General features: G+C 67.4%; 21 protein-coding genes. 15 read left to right on the plus strand and 6 right to left on the minus strand.

Annotated elements, in window-relative coordinates; genetic code table 11:
* The first annotated feature begins 147 nt into the window (after positions 1 to 147).
* The 5 genes from AORI_RS46325 to AORI_RS46345 all read left to right on the plus strand — a co-directional run bounded on the left by AORI_RS46325 (position 148) and on the right by AORI_RS46345 (position 5,481).
* Positions 148 to 1,470 carry an ABC transporter substrate-binding protein gene (locus AORI_RS46325; RefSeq protein ID WP_016331464.1) on the plus strand — a complete coding sequence of 441 codons (1,323 nt, stop codon included), beginning with the start codon at positions 148 to 150 and terminating at the stop codon, positions 1,468 to 1,470.
* On the plus strand, positions 1,467 to 2,417 hold the full coding sequence (locus AORI_RS46330; RefSeq protein WP_016331465.1) for a carbohydrate ABC transporter permease: 951 nt from the start codon (positions 1,467 to 1,469) through the stop codon (positions 2,415 to 2,417). The genes AORI_RS46325 and AORI_RS46330 overlap by 4 nt, the downstream gene beginning before the upstream one ends.
* The gene (locus AORI_RS46335; RefSeq protein WP_016331466.1) at positions 2,417 to 3,259 is read left to right on the plus strand and encodes a carbohydrate ABC transporter permease; all 843 of its coding nucleotides are present in this window, start codon (positions 2,417 to 2,419) and stop codon (positions 3,257 to 3,259) included. The genes AORI_RS46330 and AORI_RS46335 overlap by 1 nt, the downstream gene beginning before the upstream one ends.
* 3 nt (positions 3,260 to 3,262) lie before the next feature.
* Positions 3,263 to 4,441 (plus strand): ABC transporter ATP-binding protein, encoded by a 1,179-nt coding sequence (locus tag AORI_RS46340; RefSeq protein WP_016331467.1) that lies wholly within the window; start codon positions 3,263 to 3,265, stop codon positions 4,439 to 4,441.
* Positions 4,442 to 4,719: 278 nt separating this feature from the next.
* Positions 4,720 to 5,481 carry an NPP1 family protein gene (locus AORI_RS46345; RefSeq protein ID WP_016331468.1) on the plus strand — a complete coding sequence of 254 codons (762 nt, stop codon included), beginning with the start codon at positions 4,720 to 4,722 and terminating at the stop codon, positions 5,479 to 5,481.
* A 3-nt stretch (positions 5,482 to 5,484) separates the two neighbouring features.
* Here AORI_RS46345 and AORI_RS46350 read toward each other — a convergent pair whose 3' ends face one another.
* Positions 5,485 to 5,685 carry a PspC domain-containing protein gene (locus tag AORI_RS46350; RefSeq protein WP_034313416.1) on the minus strand — a complete coding sequence of 67 codons (201 nt, stop codon included), beginning with the start codon at positions 5,683 to 5,685 and terminating at the stop codon, positions 5,485 to 5,487.
* 199 nt (positions 5,686 to 5,884) lie between these two features.
* Here AORI_RS46350 and AORI_RS46355 point away from each other — a divergent pair, with 199 nt between their 5' ends.
* Entirely contained in the window at positions 5,885 to 6,811 is a 927-nt protein-coding gene (locus AORI_RS46355; protein ID WP_016331470.1) for a hypothetical protein, read from the plus strand.
* Positions 6,812 to 7,095: 284 nt separating this feature from the next.
* On the opposite strand, the gene AORI_RS46360 is transcribed toward AORI_RS46355, so the two are convergent.
* On the minus strand, positions 7,096 to 7,776 hold the full coding sequence (locus AORI_RS46360) for a TetR/AcrR family transcriptional regulator (protein WP_016331471.1): 681 nt from the start codon (positions 7,774 to 7,776) through the stop codon (positions 7,096 to 7,098).
* A 122-nt stretch (positions 7,777 to 7,898) separates the two neighbouring features.
* Here AORI_RS46360 and AORI_RS46365 point away from each other — a divergent pair, with 122 nt between their 5' ends.
* The gene (locus AORI_RS46365) at positions 7,899 to 9,422 is read left to right on the plus strand and encodes an MFS transporter (RefSeq protein WP_016331472.1); all 1,524 of its coding nucleotides are present in this window, start codon (positions 7,899 to 7,901) and stop codon (positions 9,420 to 9,422) included.
* A gap of 139 nt (positions 9,423 to 9,561) precedes the next feature.
* Here AORI_RS46365 and AORI_RS46370 read toward each other — a convergent pair whose 3' ends face one another.
* The 3 genes from AORI_RS46370 to corA all read right to left on the minus strand — a co-directional run bounded on the left by AORI_RS46370 (position 9,562) and on the right by corA (position 12,312).
* On the minus strand, positions 9,562 to 10,401 hold the full coding sequence (locus AORI_RS46370; protein WP_016331473.1) for a ParB N-terminal domain-containing protein: 840 nt from the start codon (positions 10,399 to 10,401) through the stop codon (positions 9,562 to 9,564).
* Positions 10,398 to 11,045, minus strand: a complete 648-nt coding sequence (locus AORI_RS46375; protein ID WP_016331474.1) for a metallophosphoesterase family protein — start codon at positions 11,043 to 11,045, stop codon at positions 10,398 to 10,400. The genes AORI_RS46370 and AORI_RS46375 overlap by 4 nt, the downstream gene beginning before the upstream one ends.
* Positions 11,046 to 11,223: 178 nt before the next feature.
* Complete coding sequence (gene corA / locus AORI_RS46380; RefSeq protein WP_016331475.1) at positions 11,224 to 12,312, minus strand: magnesium/cobalt transporter CorA; 1,089 nt, start codon at positions 12,310 to 12,312, stop codon at positions 11,224 to 11,226.
* Positions 12,313 to 12,562: 250 nt separating this feature from the next.
* Between corA and AORI_RS46385 the strand changes: the two genes are divergently transcribed.
* The gene (locus tag AORI_RS46385; protein WP_016331476.1) at positions 12,563 to 13,141 is read left to right on the plus strand and encodes a MaoC family dehydratase; all 579 of its coding nucleotides are present in this window, start codon (positions 12,563 to 12,565) and stop codon (positions 13,139 to 13,141) included.
* Positions 13,142 to 13,174: 33 nt separating this feature from the next.
* Positions 13,175 to 14,278 carry a DUF2332 domain-containing protein gene (locus AORI_RS46390; RefSeq protein ID WP_016331477.1) on the plus strand — a complete coding sequence of 368 codons (1,104 nt, stop codon included), beginning with the start codon at positions 13,175 to 13,177 and terminating at the stop codon, positions 14,276 to 14,278.
* A 607-nt stretch (positions 14,279 to 14,885) separates the two neighbouring features.
* On the opposite strand, the gene AORI_RS46395 is transcribed toward AORI_RS46390, so the two are convergent.
* Positions 14,886 to 15,299, minus strand: a complete 414-nt coding sequence (locus AORI_RS46395; protein WP_016331478.1) for an NUDIX hydrolase — start codon at positions 15,297 to 15,299, stop codon at positions 14,886 to 14,888.
* A gap of 186 nt (positions 15,300 to 15,485) precedes the next feature.
* Between AORI_RS46395 and AORI_RS83825 the strand changes: the two genes are divergently transcribed.
* The 6 genes from AORI_RS83825 (at position 15,486) to AORI_RS46420 (ending at position 19,287) form a co-directional block, all read left to right on the plus strand.
* Positions 15,486 to 15,647 carry a hypothetical protein gene (locus tag AORI_RS83825; protein ID WP_005167589.1) on the plus strand — a complete coding sequence of 54 codons (162 nt, stop codon included), beginning with the start codon at positions 15,486 to 15,488 and terminating at the stop codon, positions 15,645 to 15,647.
* A 23-nt stretch (positions 15,648 to 15,670) separates the two neighbouring features.
* Entirely contained in the window at positions 15,671 to 16,231 is a 561-nt protein-coding gene (locus AORI_RS46400; RefSeq protein ID WP_016331479.1) for a PH domain-containing protein, read from the plus strand.
* A 51-nt stretch (positions 16,232 to 16,282) separates the two neighbouring features.
* Positions 16,283 to 17,146 (plus strand): PHP domain-containing protein, encoded by an 864-nt coding sequence (locus AORI_RS46405; protein ID WP_016331480.1) that lies wholly within the window; start codon positions 16,283 to 16,285, stop codon positions 17,144 to 17,146.
* A complete protein-coding gene (locus AORI_RS46410; protein ID WP_016331481.1) occupies positions 17,143 to 17,772 on the plus strand; it encodes a MarC family protein in 630 nt (209 codons plus the stop codon). Before AORI_RS46405 ends, AORI_RS46410 begins: the two co-directional genes overlap by 4 nt.
* Positions 17,773 to 18,053: 281 nt before the next feature.
* Complete coding sequence (locus tag AORI_RS46415) at positions 18,054 to 18,914, plus strand: RecB family exonuclease (RefSeq protein ID WP_016331482.1); 861 nt, start codon at positions 18,054 to 18,056, stop codon at positions 18,912 to 18,914.
* Between the two features lie 34 nt (positions 18,915 to 18,948).
* The gene (locus AORI_RS46420) at positions 18,949 to 19,287 is read left to right on the plus strand and encodes a hypothetical protein (RefSeq protein ID WP_016331483.1); all 339 of its coding nucleotides are present in this window, start codon (positions 18,949 to 18,951) and stop codon (positions 19,285 to 19,287) included.
* Positions 19,288 to 19,294: the final 7 nt, after the last annotated feature.

Consider the following 19,294-nt stretch of genomic DNA (forward strand, 5'->3'; position numbering starts at 1 on the left):
CCGGAATAGGTTGCACAACACCAGTCGGGCGGTCATGTACTCCAGCGTGTCCGCCCGAGCACTAGCACGTCGGGGTGCTGGCGCGCGGGCTTCTTCAACGCGTCCTAGTGCCGCCGTTCCCCAGGCGTGCGCGGGTGAGGAGGCCTCATGGGGAAGAGGATGAGCGCGAGCCGGAGGGGTCGCTCACCAGGCCGCACCGGCTCGCTACTCGGCGCGGTGGCGCTGACGGCCGGCTTGCTGGCGGGTTGCGGTTCGGATGCCGGGCTGAAGATCAACGTCTACTACGCGCCCGAAGACAATTTCCAGTCCGTTGTGGACGATTGCACGAAGGCCTCGGGCGGGCGGTACGAGGTCGTCTACAACAAGCTCCCGCGACCGGCCGACGGCCAGCGGGAACAGATGGTGCGCCGGCTGGCCGCCGGTGACGATTCGCTCGACGTACTGGGGCTGGACGTCACGTGGGTGTCGGAGTTCGCGGAGGCGGGCTGGATCGACGAATGGACGGGCGAGGCGAAGGCCGAGGCGACCGAGGGCGTCCTGCCGGGACCGCTCGAAACCGCCACGTGGAACGGGAAACTCTACGCGGCGACCAAGAACACCAACGTCCAGTTGCTCTGGTACGACGACAGGCTGACGCCGACGCCGCCGAAGACCTGGGACGAGATGATCCAGCAGGCGCAGGCGCTCAAGGCACAGGGCAAACCGGCGAACGTCGTGTTCACCGGGGCGCAGTACGAGGGCCTCGTCGTCATCTACAACACGCTCGTCGAGTCCGCGGGCGGGAAGATCCTTTCCGACGACGGTAAGTCGGTCGTGATGGACGCGGGCGCGGTCAAGGCGCTGGAGATGCTCAAGAAGGTCACCACGGCCGGGATCACCGACCCGTCGCTGACCAACTCGAAGGAGGACGAGGTCCGCCAGTCCTTCCAGCGCGGCAACGCCGCCTTCGAACTGAACTGGCCGTTCGTCTACGCCTCCTACGCCAAGGAGAAGAAGGACGAGCTGAAGCACTTCAAGTGGACCACCTATCCGCAGTTCGAAGCGGGCAAGCCCGCCAAGACCACGATCGGTGGCTACAACCTGGCGGTCAGCTCGACCTCGAAGCACAAGGCCGAGGCCTACGAGGTCGCGCTGTGCCTGCGCAGCGCGAAGAACCAGAAGTTCTCCGCGCTCAAGGACGGTGTCCCGCCGACGATCGAATCGCTCTACACGGACACGCTGCCACTCGACGCGACGGCGCCGCAGAGCGACGACAACCCGAGTATGGAAACGAAGTACCCGATGCGGGAGACGATCCTGGACGCGCTCAAGGACGCGGCGGTCCGTCCGCTGACCCCGGCGTACCAGAACGCTTCGACGGTGTTGTCGAAGGTGCTTTCCCCGCCTTCTGAAATCGATCCGCAGAAGACGGCGGAGAAGCTGAAGGAACAGCTCGCCGACGCGCTCCAGTCGAAGGGAGTGATCCCGTGACCGTGCAGGAGACCGCCGGTTCGGCGACCGCGAGCAAACCGGGCAAGAAGACGAAACCGGTTCTCAGCGAAGGAAAGAAGGCCGAGCGCAGGCTCGGATTGTGGCTGTGCGCCCCGGCGGCGATCGTGATGATCGCGGTCACCGGGTATCCGATCATCTACTCGATCTGGCTCTCCCTGCAGCGCTACGACCTCAGGTTCCCGGCTCAGCAGGAATTCGTCGGCCTCGACAACTACATCGCGGTGCTGTCCAACGGGTACTGGTGGACGGCGTTCGGGACGACGATGGGGTTGACCATCGTTTCGGTGGTGATCGAGTTCGTGCTGGGCATGGGCCTGGCGCTGATCATGCACCGGACGCTCGTCGGCCGGGGCCTCGTGCGGACCGTCGCCCTGATCCCGTACGGCATCGTGACCGTGGTCGCCGCGTTCTCCTGGTACTACGCCTGGACGCCGGACACGGGCTATCTGGCCAACCTGTTCTTCCCGGACAGTGCGCCGCTGACCGAGTACTGGCCTTCGCTGGCGATCATCGTGCTGGCCGAGGTGTGGAAGACGACGCCGTTCATGGCGCTGTTGCTGATGGCTGGGCTGGCTCTGGTGCCGGACGACCTGCTGAAGGCCGCGTCGATGGACGGTGCGACGGCGTGGCAGCGGTTCACGAAGGTGATGCTGCCGGTGATGAAGCCGGCGATCCTGGTGGCGCTGCTGTTCCGCACCCTGGACGCGTTCCGCATCTTCGACAACATCTTCGTGCTCACCAACGGCGCGCAGGACACGTCGTCGGTGTCGATGCAGACCTACAACAACCTGGTCAAGGGGTTGAACCTCGGGATCGGATCGACGATGGCGGTGCTGATCTTCATCACGGTGGCGATCATCGCGTTCATCTTCATCAAGGTGTTCGGCACGGCCGCACCCGGCAGTGACAATGGGGGTAAGCGCTGATGGCCATCGGTGGAGCGGCCACTCCCGGCCGCAAACTCAAGTGGGGCCTCGTCGACATCCTGGTCCTGGTGTTCGCGCTGTACCCGGTGCTCTGGGTGGTCTCGCTTTCGTTCAAGACCAAGGAGACCTTGGACGACGGGAACTTCATCCCGTCGGAATGGACGTGGCAGAACTACGCGGACATCTTCGAGACCACGGAGTTCATCAGGGCGCTGGTGAACTCGATCGGCATCGCGATCATCGCGACGGTGATCGCGGTCGTCCTCGGCACGATGGCGGCGTACGCGATCGCGCGGCTGGACTTCCCCGGCAAGCAGGTGCTGGTGGGGATGTCGCTGCTGATCGCGATGTTCCCGCAGGTCTCGCTGGTGACGCCGCTGTTCAACATCGAACGTGAGCTGGGGTTGTTCGACACCTGGCCGGGGCTGATCCTGCCCTACATCACGTTCGCGCTGCCGCTGTCGATCTACACGCTTTCCGCGTTCTTCCGGGAAATCCCGTGGGAGCTGGAAAAGGCGGCGAAGATGGACGGCGCGACCCCGGCGCAGGCGTTCCGGAAGGTGATCGCGCCCCTGGCGGCACCGGGCGTGTTCACCACCGCGATCCTGGTGTTCATCTTCTGCTGGAACGACTTCCTGTTCGCGATCTCGCTGACCTCGACCGAGGCCTCGCGCACGGTCCCGGCGGCGTTGTCGTTCTTCACCGGGTCCTCGCAGTTCGAAGACCCGACCGGGACGATCTCCGCGGCCGCCGTGGTGATCACCGTCCCGATCATCCTGTTCGTGTTGTTCTTCCAGCGTCGCATCGTGGCGGGGCTGACGTCCGGTGCGGTGAAGGGCTGACCCATGGCTGAAATCGTTCTCGAAAAAGTGTCCAAGAAGTACCCCGACGGCGCCCTCGCGGTGTCCGAAGTGGACATCACGATCGCCGACGGTGAGTTCATCATCCTGGTCGGCCCGTCCGGCTGCGGCAAGTCCACGACCCTGAACATGGTCGCGGGCCTGGAGGACATCTCTTCCGGCGAACTGCGCATCGACGGACAGCGCGTCAACGAGAAGGCGCCAAAGGACCGCGACATCGCGATGGTGTTCCAGTCCTACGCGCTGTACCCGCACATGAGCGTGCGGGAGAACATGGCGTTCCCGTTGCGGCTGGCCAAGGTCGACGACAAGACCGTGCGGGCGAAGGTCGAAGAGGCCGCGAAGATCCTCGACCTGACCGGGCATCTGGACCGCAAGCCGGCGAACCTCTCCGGCGGGCAGCGGCAGCGCGTGGCGATGGGCCGCGCGATCGTCCGCAACCCCAAGGCGTTCCTGATGGACGAACCACTGTCCAACTTGGACGCCAAACTGCGCGGGCAGATGCGGACCTCGGTGTCGAAGATCCAGAAACAGCTGGGCACGACGACGCTCTACGTCACGCACGACCAGACCGAGGCGATGACCCTCGGCGACCGGGTCGTCGTGCTCCGGGCGGGCCACGTGCAGCAGATCGGGTCGCCGCAGTTCCTCTACGACAACCCGGCGAACCTGTTCGTGGCCGGGTTCATCGGCAGCCCGTCGATGAACTTCGTGCCCGCCACACTGGAGAACGGGACGGCCCGCAGTGCGCTGGGCGACATCCCGCTCACCGACCGGGTGCGGCAACTGGTCGAAGCCGCCGACGCGCCGCGTGAGGTCATCGTCGGTATCCGGCCGGAGCATTTCGAGGACGCCGCGCTGGTGGACGCCAACGCCCGTCAGGGTGCGACGTTCACCGCCCACGTCGACGTCCTCGAGTCGATGGGCTCGGAGAAGTTCGCGCATTTCTCGGTCGAAGGTGAGGCCGCGTCGTCGTCCGACCTCGCGGATCTCGCCGCCGACAGCGGATCCTCGGACGTTCCGGGCGCCGAGTCGCAGATCGTCGCCCGCCTCTCGGCGGCGTCTTCCGCAGCGGAGAACCAGAACGTCGAGCTGTGGTTCGACGCGGACAAGATCAAGCTGTTCGACGGGGCCAGCGGCAAGAACCTGACCTACACCGACTAGTCCTGTTGCGCGTGAAGGCCCCCTTCCCTCGGCTCAGCCGCGGGAAGGGGCCTTCACGCGAGTTCGCCGCCCAATCACGCGAGTTCCGTCTCCAATCACGCGAGTTCGCCGCCCAATCACGCGAGTTCGCCGTCCGATCACGCGAGTTCGCCGCCCAATCACGCGAGTTCCGCCTCCAATCACGCGTGTGCGGCCTTCACGCGCTTCCCCACCTTCGGCGGTTTACGTCACCTGCGGTGATCGGGAATCCTCCGGGTACCGAGAGAAGGGCGCCTGCCTTGCCGAAGAAGCTGACACGCCGTCTCCTGCAGGGCCTGGTCGGAGCGGTCCTCGTCACCACGCTCGCCCCGGCCGTCGCTTGGGCCGAACCCCCACAGGCCCTGCCGTCGAACGCGACCGACGCCGACCGCACCTGGCAGCCCGCGTTCGACTACGACACCGACGGCTGCTACCCGACCCCCGCGATCTCACCCACCGGCGCGGTGGCCACCGGACTCAAGAACTCCGGAGCCCTCAACGGTCAGTGCCGGGACCGGTCCGACCTCGACAACACCAACTCCTACGCCCGGTCGAAATGCAACAACGGCTGGTGCGCCCACCTGTACGACCTGTACTTCGAGAAGGACCAGGCCGTCCCGGGCATCGACTGCTGCGGGCACCGGCACGACATCGAACACGTCGTCGTCTGGGTCAACGAGGGCCAAGCCCGCTACGTCTCGACGTCCGCGCACGGCAACTACTCGACTTACGACCGCTCGAAGGTCTCCTGGGAGGGAACCCACCCGAAGATCGTCTATCATAAGGACGGCGCGAGCACCCACTGCTTCCGCATCGCGAGCGCGACCGAGCCGCCGGAGAACCACTACAACGCCTGGCAGTACCCGGATCTCGTCAGCTGGGACCGGTTCCCGCCCGGTATCCGCGACACGCTCGTCCGCGCCGACTTCGGCAGCGCGAGCCTGGCGATCAAGGACGGCTCGTTCGAGTACAACCTCGGCAAGGCCAAGCCGTCGGGCATCCCCTTCGACCCCAACGGCTGAGGCTCAGTACTCGCTCTCGGGCAGGGCGAGCCACAGCACGAGGTAGACGATGAACTGCGGGCCGGGCAGCAGGCAGGACAGCACGGCGAGCAGGCGGACCTTGCCCGGCGTGGTGCCGAAACGTTTGGCGAGACCGGCGCAGACGCCGCCGATCATGCGGCCCTGGCGCGGTCGGGTCAGGCGGGCGGCTACGGGGTTCGTCACGGGTCTTCCCTCTCTGTCATCACTGCGTGTGAAACCCATTTTCGTCGCGCGGCGGCCCGGCCGCATCCCACCGCGGAACGAAACGCACCCCTAAGGGCGTGAAATCGAGGTAAAGAAGCCACCTGGGAAAACGAGGCGGACCCTGTGTTCTTCGCCCGTAGGGGGTGGTGTTCCCGGATCTTTTGACGATACTGCTCCGGTGCCCCCGAAGAGACTCAGCGCAGTACTCTGCGGCCTGTTCCTCGCCGCGGCTTGTGCCACGCCGGAACCGGCGGTGACGCCTTCGCCGACCACCGCGGGCGACGAGGCCTTGACCGCTTCCGAGGCGCTCGGCGAATACTCGTCGCTCGATTACTGCAGCCTTGTCGACCAGCGGAAGGTGATCGGCGGCGGAAACGCGGTCAAACCGCCGTTGACCTCTTTCGAGTTCTGCCGCCTCGAATTCGTCGAGGGTGCCAATCGCTACACCGTGACCACCGGCCCGATCACCTCCGGGCAGGATCCGAACAATCAGCCGTACGAATACGCCGGTCCGTTGCCGGAAGGGCTCAGCGTCCAGCGATCGACGTTCAACGAGGACACCACCTGCACGCGGCTGCTCACCTTCGCCGACGGGATCCGGCTGTCCATCGCCGTGACCTCCGACGACAAGGCCCCGGCCGACCAGGCCGACCGCTGCCGGACCGCCGACGCGACCGTCGGCAGCGCGGCCGGGGTGATCACCGAGCGCAAGGTCGGGCGGCTGAACCTGGACCAGCGCTCGTGGGGCCGCGTTGCCCCGTGCGCCCTGCTCGACCAGCACGAACTCGACGCCGCCGCCGGAGCGGAGACCAAACCGGCCCCGGCGCTGTCCGGGCACAACTGCATCCGCGGCAAGGTCAGCTTCTCGCTGTCCGTCGGCGCGGACACCACGCCGGGTGCGACGGAGGCACTGGGCGGACGGCAGGTCCAGGTCGCCACTTCCGGCGCGTTCTGCCAGGTGACCACGCACCGGCCGATCCCGGGCACGCCGGACCGGGTCGAGCAGGCCGCGCTTTCCGTGGTCGGTGTCGACGGGGCGGCGGAGGACGCCACCTGCGCGGCGGCACGTGAGGTCGCCGCCGTCGTCTTCCCGAAGCTCCCCTGACGCGTTTCGTCCTCGGATGCGGTCCTTGCGCGCGCAACTACCGCATCCAGAGGACGAAATGCGGGCCCCTCAACTCCAGGCCGCGTGCTCGAAGCCGGAACTCGCGTGACTGGAAGCGGAACTCGCGTGACTGAAGGCGGAACTCGCGTGATTGGGCGGACGACGGGCCTGACGCCGGGTTCGGCGCGTGCCGTCCGTCTGGACACGCGAGTTCCGCGTCCAATCACGTGTGTTGCGCCTTCAAGCACGCGAAAGTCCCCGCATTTAGAGGACGAAATGCGGGGTCAGCAGCGCAGCTTGGGCAGCCGGAAGGAGCACATGACTTCTTCCAGCGCTTCGACGTCCAGCGGCGGATGCGGCAACGGCGTCGCGCGGCCGGGCTCGGCGCGCAGGCCGTCGAGCAGCATCGCGAGGCACCGGCGCCACAGGTCCGGCTGGATACCGTGCGTGAACTCGATGACGGAGCCGATCATCTGGTGCAGCAGCGGCATGTCCGTCGGCACGATGTCCGACCGCAGGACACCCGCCGCCTGAGCGCGTTCGACGAGCTGTGTGATCAACGGCACCATGCGCGATTTCGCCTCGGCGACGCGCTCCTGGCCGAAGACGTTCGACAGCATGACTTCCCGTAACCCGCGGTCACCGGCGTGCAGCTCGGCCGCGCGCCAGGTGAAGTCCGCGAAGCCCTCCCACGGGTCTTCGGCGCGTAGCGCTTCTTCGGCGAACTCACGGATCGTCTCGAACTGGTCGACGAACATCGCCTCGACCAGGTGTTCCTTGCTGGGAAAGCGGCGATAAACGGTGCCGACGCCGACGCCGGCGTGATGCGCGACGTCGTCGAGCGTCGCTTCGAGCCCGCGCTCGCCGAAGACATCGCGTGCCGCCGCGATGATGCGTTGCCGATTGAGTTCAGCGTCCCGCCGCAGCGGCCGCGCCGGTGCGGCGGGAGCAAGGTCCCGAGCCATTCGTCCAGCTTAACAAACGAAGTAGAGGACACTTCTCCACTTCTTGTGTACCTTGGGCGCGGAAAGGGGAGATACCTACTCCACATAGCTTCTTCGTCACTATCGGTGAGGAAACCGCCCGTATGCCTGACTCATCCACCGCTGTCGCCACGCCGCCGGGGGACGCGGCCGCGCAGCACACCAATCCGCACCACGCCAGGAGATGGCTGATCCTGGTGATGATCGGTCTCGCCCAGCTGATGGTGGTGCTCGACGCCACCGTCGTGAACATCGCGCTCCCGTCGGCGCAGCAGGACCTCGGATTCTCGAACGACGCCCGCCAATGGGTCGTCACCGCCTACGCGCTCGCGTTCGGCAGCCTGCTCCTGCTGGGCGGGCGGCTCGCGGACCTCTTCGGCCGCAAACGCGCGTTCCTCGTCGGGCTCGCCGGCTTCGCCATCGTGTCCGCGATCGGCGGCGCCGCCACCAGCGTCGAAATGCTGCTCGTCGCCCGCGCGGCACAGGGTGTCTTCGGCGCGCTTCTCGCTCCTGCGGCCCTTTCGCTGCTGACCACGACGTTCACCGATCCGAAGGAGCGCGGCAAGGCGTTCGGTGTCTTCGGCGCCATCGGTGGCGGCGGCGCGGCGATCGGCCTGCTGCTCGGCGGCGTGCTGACCGAGTACCTCGACTGGCGCTGGTCGATGTACGTCAACATCATCTTCGCGGTGATCGCGTTCGCCGGTTCGGCCGTGCTGCTGAAGAACTCCGAGACCGACGGCCCGCGCCCGAAGCTCGACATCCCCGGCACGATCACCGCGTCGGCCGGTCTCTTCGCGCTCGTCTACGGCTTCGCGAACGCCGAGCGCGACTCGTGGTCCTCGGTGTCGGTGTGGGGTTTCCTCGCCGCCGGTGTCGTGCTGCTCGCCGCTTTCGTGGCGATCCAGCAGCGGGTCTCGCATCCGCTCCTGCCGCTGCGCGTACTGCTCGACCGCGACCGCGGCGGCTCGTACCTCGCGATGTTCCTGCTCGCCATCGGGATGTTCTCGATCTTCCTGTTCCTCACCTTCTACATCCAGCTGAACCTGCAGTTCACGCCGGTGCAGAGCGGGGTCGCGTTCCTGCCGATGGTGGCCACCCTGATGGCCAGCGCGACGTCGGCGACGGCCGTGCTGCTGCCGAAGTTCGGCGCGAAACCGTTGGTGTCACTGGGAATGCTGATCGCGGGGGCGGGGCTGTTCTGGCTCTCGGCGATCGACACCACCAGCACGTACGCCGGCGGGGTGCTGTTCCCGCTGATGGTCATGGGCGTCGGTATCGGCCTCGCGATGGCGCCCGCGATGAGCGTCGCGACCTTCGGCGTCGACACGCACGACGCCGGTGTCGCGTCGGCAGTGGTCAACACCGCGCAGCAGGTCGGCGGCTCGATCGGGACCGCGCTGCTGAGCACGCTGGCCGGTAACGCGGCGACGTCTTTCACGGCCGGGAAGGTGCCTTCGGCGCAGCTGGCGGCCGAAGCGGCAGTGCACAGCTACACGACCGCTTTCGTGTGGGGCGGGTGGATCTTCGTCATCGGTGCGGTGATCTGCGGGCTGCTGCTGCGGTCGGGTGCTCCGGCGAAGGCTTCCGAAGACGCTTCGGACGCTACGCCGGTCGCCGTGCACATGTAGGTCCCTCGAATGCTAGGAAAGGACCGTTCCTTGCGAAATTTGCAAGGAACGGTCCTTTCCTAGCGCGGGGAGGGGTGTCAAGGGGACTTTCCCCGCATGGCATGAGGGCAAAGCGTCCTTCGCACGGCGTGGTCGGGCGTCAGCGGGACTGTGACCGCACCGCCTCGAAGACCTCGTCGTCCCACCGGTGCGTCCGGATCAGCCGGTACCGTTCACACGCCACCCACAGATACGCCTCGGCGTCCGTCCGCGCACCGATCAGGTCAGCCTGCCGCAGCATCGCCACCACCGGCACGAACTCCTCGTCGAACCACCGTTGCGCCAGCGTCGCGCGGTCCGAGTACGCCCCTTCGTCCTGCATCAGCCGGAAACCCCACGCCTCCACGTGCTCGCCGAGCCGCGCGTAGTCCCACGGATCGGTGAACACCACCGAAGCCCGCGCGTGCCCCGAAAGCGGGACGCGTTCCAGGAACAGCCGCCGGTAGTCCTTGACGATCAGGTCGCCGCGGTACCGGATCCCGCTCGGGTCCAGTTTGGTCCGCACCTCGGTGACCATCGCCTCTATTGTGGACAGTCGCATCGCGTGCGCCACCGAGACGCGATGGTGCCCGTCGATGATGAAATGCAGTTCGCCGACGCGGTACACCTCGATCGGCGGGATCGACTCGCCGCGCCGGGTGGCGAGCGCGAGCCGTTCCCACCGTTCGCGCACCCGTCCGGACGTGGGGCGGAAGCGGCGATCGAAATCACGGCCGCGGTCGACGCTGCCGACGATCGAGTCGAGCCGGATCACCCGCGCCCCGATCTTCCGCTCGCCGAGATAGCCGAGCGCGTCGACCACCTCGTGGAACGGCAGCATGATGTTGACGTCGTCGGGTTCGCCGCGCAGCCAGTTCGCCAGCCGCGACAGCACCTGACGTCGTCGCGCGCGGAGGAAGTCGTGTTCCGCGTCCGCACGGGGAAAACCGGTGTCCTTCATACGAACTCCATGATCCGGTGCCCGACCACGTTGCGTACCGTGGTCCCGCCGACCACCCGGTCCGGCACGGGTTCGCCGTGCGGGTGGATGTGCCCGTGCAGCAACCATTTCGGCCGCAGCAACTCGATCGTGCGATGGAGACAGTCGAACCCGCGGTGCGGCGGGTCCTCGCGGTCGCCGCAGTGCCGCGGCGGCGCGTGCGTGAGCAGGATGTCGACGTTCCGCCCGTCACGCAGGCGACGGAGCCGGGCCCGGCGCACCAGCCTCCGGGCACGCCGCGCCTGCTGGCGCTGCGTCCATTGGTTGGGGCCGTCGTTGTAGCGGACCGAGCCGCCGAGCCCGGCGAACCGGAGCCCGCCGACGTCGACGATCCGGCCGTCCGCGTTCACCCCGCCCGCCGGTCCCGGCCACACCGTGGGGAAACCGTCCTTCATGGACAGTCCGCCGTAGCGGGTGTAACCGGACAGGTCGGGGTCGTGGTTACCCGGGACGAACACGCACGGCACGTCGAGCGCGCCCGCCAGGAACTCGAGGTAGTCGTACGGCAGGTCGCCGGCGCCGATCACGAGATCGGCCCGGTGGTTGCGGACGGCGGACGTCCACAGCCGCTCTTCGACCTCGTCCGCGACCACCAGCGCTTTCATGCGCTCCAGGGTAAGCCCGGCGGCGCTACTTCGTGCCGTGCGCGAACGCGGGGTCCTTGGCGATGATCGCGACGACGATGCCGAGCCACACGACGCAGAAGGCCAGCGCCCAGAACTTGAGGTTGGTCAGGATCCTTGGCATGAGGGAACTCCAGAACTACCGAAAGGGGAAGAAAGGTCAGAGCCAGCGGTTCTTCCTGAATATTCGGTAGAGCAGGATGCAGACGCCGAAGATGACCGTCATCGCCACCGGGTAGCCGAAGCGCCAATGCAGTTCCGGCATGTAGTCGAAGTTCATCCCGTAGATCCCGGCGAGCGCCGTCGGGACCGCGATGATCGCCGCCCACGCGGTGATCTTGCGCATGTCGGTGTTCTGCTGGAGGGTGATCTTCGCCAGCGTGGCGTCCACCAGGGTGGTCAGCAGCTCGTCGAAGTTCGAGACCCGCTCCGAAACGGTCGTCAAGTGGTCGGAGACGTCGCGGAAGTAGGAGCGGACCTCGTCCGGGATCAGCCGCGTGTACCCCTCCGCGAGCCGCTGCAGCGGAGTGCCGAGCGGCATGACCGCGCGGCGCAGTTCCAGCACCTCGCGCTTCATGAAGTAGATCTGCTCGGCGCTCACCTTGGAGCGCGGCGCGAAGACGTGCGTCTCCATCTCGTCGATGTCCGACTCGATGGCGGTGGTGACGTCGAGGTAGTGGTCGACGACGTGGTCCGCGATCGCGTGCAGCACCGCGGACGGCCCGAGGGCGAGCCGCTCCGGATCCTGGTCGAGTTCGCGGCGCAGCCGCGCGAGCCCCGAGTGGTTCCCGTGCCGCACGGTGATCACGAAGTCGCGGCCGAGGAAGGCCATCAGCTCGCCGGTCTCGACGATCTCGTTCGCCGTCGCGGGCGACTCGTGCTCGACGTACCGGACGGTCTTCAGCACCATGAACAGCGTGTCGTCGTAGCGTTCCAGCTTGGGCCGCTGGTGTGCTTCGAGCGCGTCTTCGACGGCCAGCTCGTGCAGGCCGAAGGTGTCGGCGATGCCCTGGATCTGGACCGCGTCGGGCTCGTGCAAGCCGATCCAGACGAACCCGGCGTGCCGTTTGCGCACCTCCTTGATGGCCTCGGCGTGCGTCCAGCGGCCGGGCAGGCGCTTGCCGTCCACGTACACCGCGCAATCGACGACGTACGCCGAAAGGGGGACGGGCAGCGGGCGTTCGGGGACGCTCTTGGCGCGGCCGTTGCTCCGGCCGCGAAGGCCGCCGAGCGAGGGAATGGCAGGCATGGGATCTCCTGGGCAGACGTCGTGCGTTGGTGCGCGAAGACGACGGGCCAAGCGGTCGGGGGGCCGCTCGGCTAGGCCAGCGTTCCCGGTTTCGTCAGCCCTGCCAGGTGGGGATCCGGCGAGATGTGAAGGCGGAAACGCTGCGACTACTAGGAAGCGGACTATCGCCACTGGACATCGGGTTCCTCACCTCCTTCGGCTCGGCGGACGGTTACGCAGTGGTGTGGGTCGCGTTGACGACCCGACACCAATGGTCGAGGGTACTCCTCAACACGAAGGCCTGTCGTTCCAGGCTCACGCCGCGTTACTCGTGCAGGAGGAATGGGTGCAGTTCGGTCGCTATTACGAAGAGTTCGAGGTCGGTGCGGTCTACAAGCACTGGCCGGGCAAAACGGTCACGGAGTACGACGACCACCTGTTCTGCCTCATCACGATGAACCACCATCCGCTGCACCTCGACGCGCACTACGCCGAGGAGACCACCGATTTCGGCAAGAACGTCGTCGTGGGCAACTACATCTACTCGCTGCTGCTGGGGATGTCGGTGCCGGACGTGTCCGGCAAGGCGATCGCCAACCTCGAGGTCGAATCGCTGAAACACGTGAAGCCGACCTTCCACGGTGACACCATCTACGGCGAGACCGAGGTGCTGGACAAGACGCCGTCGAAGTCGAAGGACGACCGGGGCGTCGTCTACGTCGAGACCCGCGGCTACAAGCAGGACGGCACGATCGTCTGTGTGTTCCGTCGCAAGGTGATGGTGCCGAAGCGGTCTTACGGTGACACCAGGGGCGGTGAACAGCCCGGCCGTCCCGTGCCGCACGAATAACGGGTGTCACGAACGGGAAGAGGGAGCGCGTCGATGCCCATCGGGCTGGATGAGATCAAGAGCCGCCTGCGGAAGTTCGCGACGGTCGAGGCGGCCGGTGTTTCGCCGCTGTACGAGCACCTGGCGGCGAAGGCGGCCGAGGACGACGACGTCGCGGGGCTGCTGACGGACGCCCGCGGTGGTGAAGCACGCGGAACGCTGCTCATGGCGACCGCGCACCGCCTCATCCAGGCCGACCCCATCCACCCGCTCTCGCGGTACTACCCGTCCGTCGGCGGTTTCGACGGCGTGGACTCGGAGACGTGGCCCTTGTTCCGTTCGTTCCTGCTGGAGCGGGCGGACAAGGCGCGCGCGATCATCTCCTCGCGGTACACGCAGACCAACGAGGTCCGCCGGGCCGCGCTGCTCTACCCCGCGATGACGGCGGCGGCGAAGGAGGCGGGCGGCAAGATCGCGCTGCTCGAGGTCGGCTGCAGCGCGGGCCTGCTCCTCGGCCTGGACAAATACGCCTACCGCTACCAGTGCGACGGCGGCGAACAGCTCACCGCCGGGCCCGCGAAGACCGCGGTCGGCCTGCACTGCGCGCTGGACCTCGCGCCCGGCGCCGTCACGCCGAAGGTGCCGAAGAAGCTGACGATCACCGCCCGCGCCGGCCTCGACCGCGCCCCGGTGGACCTGACCGACGAAGACGAGCTGGCCTGGCTCGAAGCCTGTGTCTGGGCCGACCAGCCGGACCGGATCCGGCTCCTGCGCACGGCCGCGGCGGCGCAGGGCAAGCAGCGGCCCGAGCTGATCGCCGGTGACGCCGTCGACGATCTCGCCTCAGCGGCTGCCACTCTGCCCGCCGACGCCCCGCTCGTCGTGCTGACCAGCCACGTGCTGGCGTACCTGGGGGAGCGGCGGGCCGACTTCATCGAGGCGCTCCGCGAGCTCGCCGCGGACCGGCCGCTGTGGTGGGTCAGCGAGGAGTTCTACGCCGCCGCGCTGGAGCCGCTGGTGCCCGGCAGGACCGACCTGGCCGAACCGGTGGACCAGGCCGTGCTCGGTCTCGTCCGCTGGGATTCCGGCGTCCCGGACGTACGGGCGCTGGCCAGAACGGCCCCGCACGGGCAGCGGATGACCTGGCTGCCGGTTTAGCGTTTCCGCTGGGTCGCTGACGGCGGCCGGCGGGCTGAGAGGCGTTGTGACGGCCAGGTGAGTGCCGGTCCGGTCGTGAGTGGCGTTTCGTGTTCTAACCCGAATCGCCACTCACGAGCACGTTGCGCCGCACTCACGCGAGTTCCGTGCCTGATCACGCGAGTTCCGGCTTTGCTCACGCCGCGCCTTGTGTGCCCAGTCCGTGAAGGCCTCCTTGAGGGACCCAGAGTCCCTCAAGGAGGCCTTCACGGACTTCGGGCCGGTAGGTACAGAGGGACAACAGGGCTCCAGATACGCGAGCCGTCCGTCGGATCACGTGTGTCGTCCCCCCAGTCACGCAAGATCGCCAGTAGGTGCCCAAGACGCCGTTGGCGGCCAGCCCAAATGGCCACCCGCGGCCTCCTGGCCGAGCGGTACTTTCGCGTGCCTGAGCGGACGTCACGCGTGATCAGACGGACGGCATGCGTGAGTGAGCGGTCTGCGCGAACCCGGCCGGAGCCCCATCGGCGTCTTGGCCGTTAGCGTTTCAGCTCTTCGGAGATGACGGGAAAGCATCGGCGAGGATAATTTTCACCTCTCGCACCGCTTTATCCCGCGTCTTTCGGGCCTACCCGGTCGGCAGCACTCCCCAGTCGCGGAGAGTGACGAACAGGAGTTCGGCCAGGCGGCCGCCTTTGTCGAGTTCGATCAAGGTTTCGGCGTCGATCCACCGGGCGTCGTCGGCGTCGTCCCCGGCACGGAGAGTGCCGCCGGTGACCGTGCAGGCGTAGTCGTGGATGTCGTAGGGGCCGCGGCGGACGTTGCCGACAGGTGTGCCCGGTATCACGTCGAGTCCGGTCTCTTCGCGCATCTCGCGAATGACGGCCGCTTCGTCCGTTTCGCCTGGTTCGACGCGTCCGCCGGGGACCGACCAGAGCCCACGTCCGGGTTCATTCGCGCGCCGGATCAGCAGAATCCGGCCGAGTTCGTCGTGGGCGATGCCGCCGACACAGCGGACGGTGCTGTCCGAAACGGTGTTCATTCCCGAATGGTAGACGCGGGCTTCCTGACAATGGCTGTCCTGTACACGGAGAGTAGCCGTGCGGTACACTTCCCCCTGCCGGCTGACCCAAGCGCGGGACTTCTCTCCCGCGCCGGTGGAAGGTGCGGTACAAAATGAATGGTCAGTATCCGCAGTCAGTCACCGTAAGAGACAGGATTGATCGCTGTGAACGCGAAAAAGCTCCTCACTTTCGCAGGAATCGCGTTGGTGCTGTTCTTCGTGATCGCGCAGCCAGGTCAGGCCGCAGGCCTCGTGGGAAACATCATCGGCTTCCTGCGTGACTCGGCCGAATCGGTGATCACCTTCGTCAGCAACGTCTTCAGCTAGCGGACGGCGGATACTCTATCGGTATGTTCGCCCCACGCGATCCAGACGAGTATCTCCTCGACACCGAGCGGCGGGTCATCAGGATCCGCCGTCACTGGGCGGTGCTGCTGTGGGACACCTTCGAGGCGGTGGCCTTGCTGGCCATCTGCGTCCTGGTGTCCTACCTGCTGCCGCCCGCCGCGTGGGTCATCCAGAACATCCTCTGGTATGCCGCGTTGCTCGTCATCCTGCGCTTCGCGTACGTGGTGATGGAGTGGTGGGTCGAGCGACTGGTCGTCACGGACAAACGGTTCGTGATGACGACCGGCGTCTACACCACCAAGGTGCTGATGATGCCGATCACCAAGGTCACCGACCTCACCTACGAACGTTCGGCGTGGGGCCGGATGATGGGGTACGGGACCATGGTGGTCGAGTCCGCCGGTCAGATCCAGGCGCTGAACCGCATCGACTACCTGCCGAAGCCGGAAGAGTTCTACGACACCATTTCCGAGCTCGTCTTCGGCGACAAGCAGAAGCAGGCCGAGCGCTTTTCGATGATCAAGGCGCAGCGTGCGGCCCGCGGCAAGAAGAAGGTCGGTTAGCGCAGGTCCCGGAGTCGCTGTGACCTGGAGCATCGTCGATACTGAGCGGCGATGCGCATCGACCTGCACGCCCACTCCACCGCCTCCGATGGCACCGACAGCCCTGCCGGGCTGGTCGCCGCCGCCGCGAAGGCGGGCCTCGACGTCGTCGCGATCACCGATCACGACACCACGGCCGGCTGGGCCCCGGCCGCCGAGGCACTTCCGCCGGGGCTCACCCTGGTGCCCGGCGCCGAGCTGTCCACGATCTCCGTCGACCCGGTGACCGGGCGGCACATCAGCGTCCACCTGCTCGCGTACCTCTTCGACCCGGAGTCGACGGCGGTCGTCGCCGAGCAGACCCGGCTGCGGTCGGAGCGGCGATGGCGGCTGCGGGTGATGGCCGAACGGATGGCCGCCGACGGTCTCCCGGTGGATCCCGACGAGGTCATGTCGCTGCTCCCCGAAGACGGTTCCGCCGGACGGCCGCATCTCGCGCAGGCTCTGGTGCGGGCCGGTGTCGTCGCTTCGGTGAACGAGGCGTTCGGCAGCTATCTCGGCAACGGCAGCGGATATTTCGTGGCGCGGCAGGACACGCTCGTGGAGGACGCGATCGACATGATCGCGGCGGCGGGCGGGGTCACCGTCATCGCGCATCCCTTCGCCTACACGCGCGGGGCGACCATCAGCGTGGACGTGCTCGCCGGGCTGGCCGAGCACGGGCTCACCGGGGTCGAGGTCGACCACCCGAACCACGACGAGGAGACCCGCGTCCGGTTGCACGGGCTGGCGGGGGAGCTGGGGCTCGTGCGCACCGGGTCGAGCGACTACCACGGCACGAACAAGACGATCGACCTCGGCGACGAGACCACCGATCCGCTCGCGCTCGAAGAACTCGTCGCGCGGTCCACCGGCTATCAGGTCGTGACCCGGTGACGATCACGGACTTCTTCGACGCGCGGCTGTTCATGAGCGCGACGATCACGCTGATCGTCATCATGGACCCGCCCGGCACGGTGCCGGTGTTCCTGAGCCTGACCGGCCGCAAGTCGGTGGCGTTCCGCGCCAAGGCCGCGCGGCAGGCGGTGCTGGTGTCGTTGCTGGTGATCTCGCTGTTCGCCGTGGCGGGACAGGCGATTCTGTCCTACCTCGGCATCGGGATCCCGGCGCTGCAGGGCGCGGGCGGACTGTTGCTGCTGCTCATCGCGCTGCAGCTGCTGACCGGCAAGACCGGCGGCGAGGCCGAGGCGGCGGGCGACGATGTCAACGTCGCCCTCGTCCCGCTCGGGACGCCGCTGCTCGCCGGCCCGGGTGCGATCGCCGCGACCATCGTCTTCGTGCGGCAGGCCGATGGCCACGTCGGCGCGTACGTGGCTCTCGCGCTTTCGATCGTGACGGTGCACTTCGTGCTGTACCTGTGCATGCGGTACTCGGGCGTGGTCATCCGGCTGATCAAGGAAAGCGGGATCACGCTGCTGGCGAAGATCGCCGGTCTGCTGCTGGCCGCGATCGCGGTCGAGCTGGTGGCGAACTCGGTGAAGGGTTTCATCTCGGGCACGTGACCGGCGCCTGTGGGGTCGCCCAGCCGCGTGCAATGAAAGTGTCTTTCCTTGCAAAATTTGCAAGGAAAGACACTTTCATTGCACGCGGGTGCCGTGAAGGCCTCCTTGCCTACCCTGAAGGTAGTGAAGGAGGCCTTCACGGACCCCTGGGGTCCCTCAAGGCGACCTTCACGGACCGCCGCCCGGCCGCGGGTGGTAGCAAAGGTCCCTTGCTCCCTTCGGCGGGGATCCCCTCGAAAAGTGTCGGTGGGGGTGCGTAGCGTTGCGGGCGGGGTGATCCGATGGAGCAGATTGGTTTCGACTTCGGCGTCGAGGCGCCGCGCAAGCTGACGAAGGTCTCGCCCGCGCGCCTCGCGACGTTCGAAGACTGCCCGCGCCGCTACCGCATGTCGTATCTGGACCGTCCGTCCCCGGCACGCACCGGCGCGTGGGCGCACAGCACGCTGGGTGCGGTGGTGCACAACGCTTTGCGGGCGTTGTTCGACCTGCCGGTGGTCAAGCGCGTGCCGCAGCGGGCGATGGCGCTCGTCGCCGAACACTGGAAGGACGCCGGGTTCGAAGACGCCGACCAGGCCGCCCGGTATCGCGCCAGGGCGAAGGCCTGGGTCGCGGAGTACGTCGAGCACAACGACGTCAGCGTCGATCCGGTCGGGCTGGAGCGCTGGGTTTCGGCGCCGGTCACGCTCGAGCCGGGCAGCGGGCCCAGCCTCATCATCGAGGGCCGCGCCGACCGCATCGACCAGCGTGGCCGGGAACTGGTGATCATCGACTACAAGACCGGCCGTCGTGAGCCGGACGAGTACGAGGCGCGCTCGTCGCAGGCCTTGGCGCTGTACGCGGTCGCGGCCGCCAGGACTCTGCGGACGCCGTGCTACCAGGTCGAGCTGCACCACGTGCCCACCGGGACGGTCGCGGCCGCGGAGCACACCGAGCAGAGCCTGAAGCGGCATCTCCAGCGCGCCGACGAGACCGCCGGAGACCTGCGGCTGGCAACGGATACCCTGGACGCCGGCGGCGACGAGGACGTCCTGTTCCCGGCGCGCCCGGGCCGCCGTTGCTCATGGTGCGACTTCCGGCCAAGTTGCGCGGCAGGCCAGGAGGCCGGGCCCGCGGCTCAGCCGTGGGAGTTGCTGGCGCCCTAGATTCTCCAGACCCGACGATAGGACAGGCGAGGACGTGTCGTCACCGGACACCGAAGAGCTCGCGACCACCCCACCGCCCGCGGATGAGCCCGAGACGCCCCGAAGCGGCCGGTTCTGGCGAGGGCTGACCGGATCGCTCGCCGCCGGGATGGTCGTGCTCGCGGTGTTCGTTCTCGTGGTGGCCGGGGTCTGCCTGTTCGCCGGTGCGCCCGGGCCGGGGCCGTTGATGCTGATCGGTCATCCGGTCGCGGCGGTCGTCGCCGTGCTGGCCCAACGGGTCGCCGACACGCGTAATGGCCGCGTCGCGGGCTTCGCGGGTCTCGCTGTCGTCGTGAGCGTGACGGCCGCGCTGAGCCTGTTCTGGTGGAGCTGACACGGCA

The sequence above is a fragment of the Amycolatopsis keratiniphila genome (assembly GCF_000400635.2).
GTDB classification, from domain to species: domain Bacteria; phylum Actinomycetota; class Actinomycetes; order Mycobacteriales; family Pseudonocardiaceae; genus Amycolatopsis; species Amycolatopsis keratiniphila.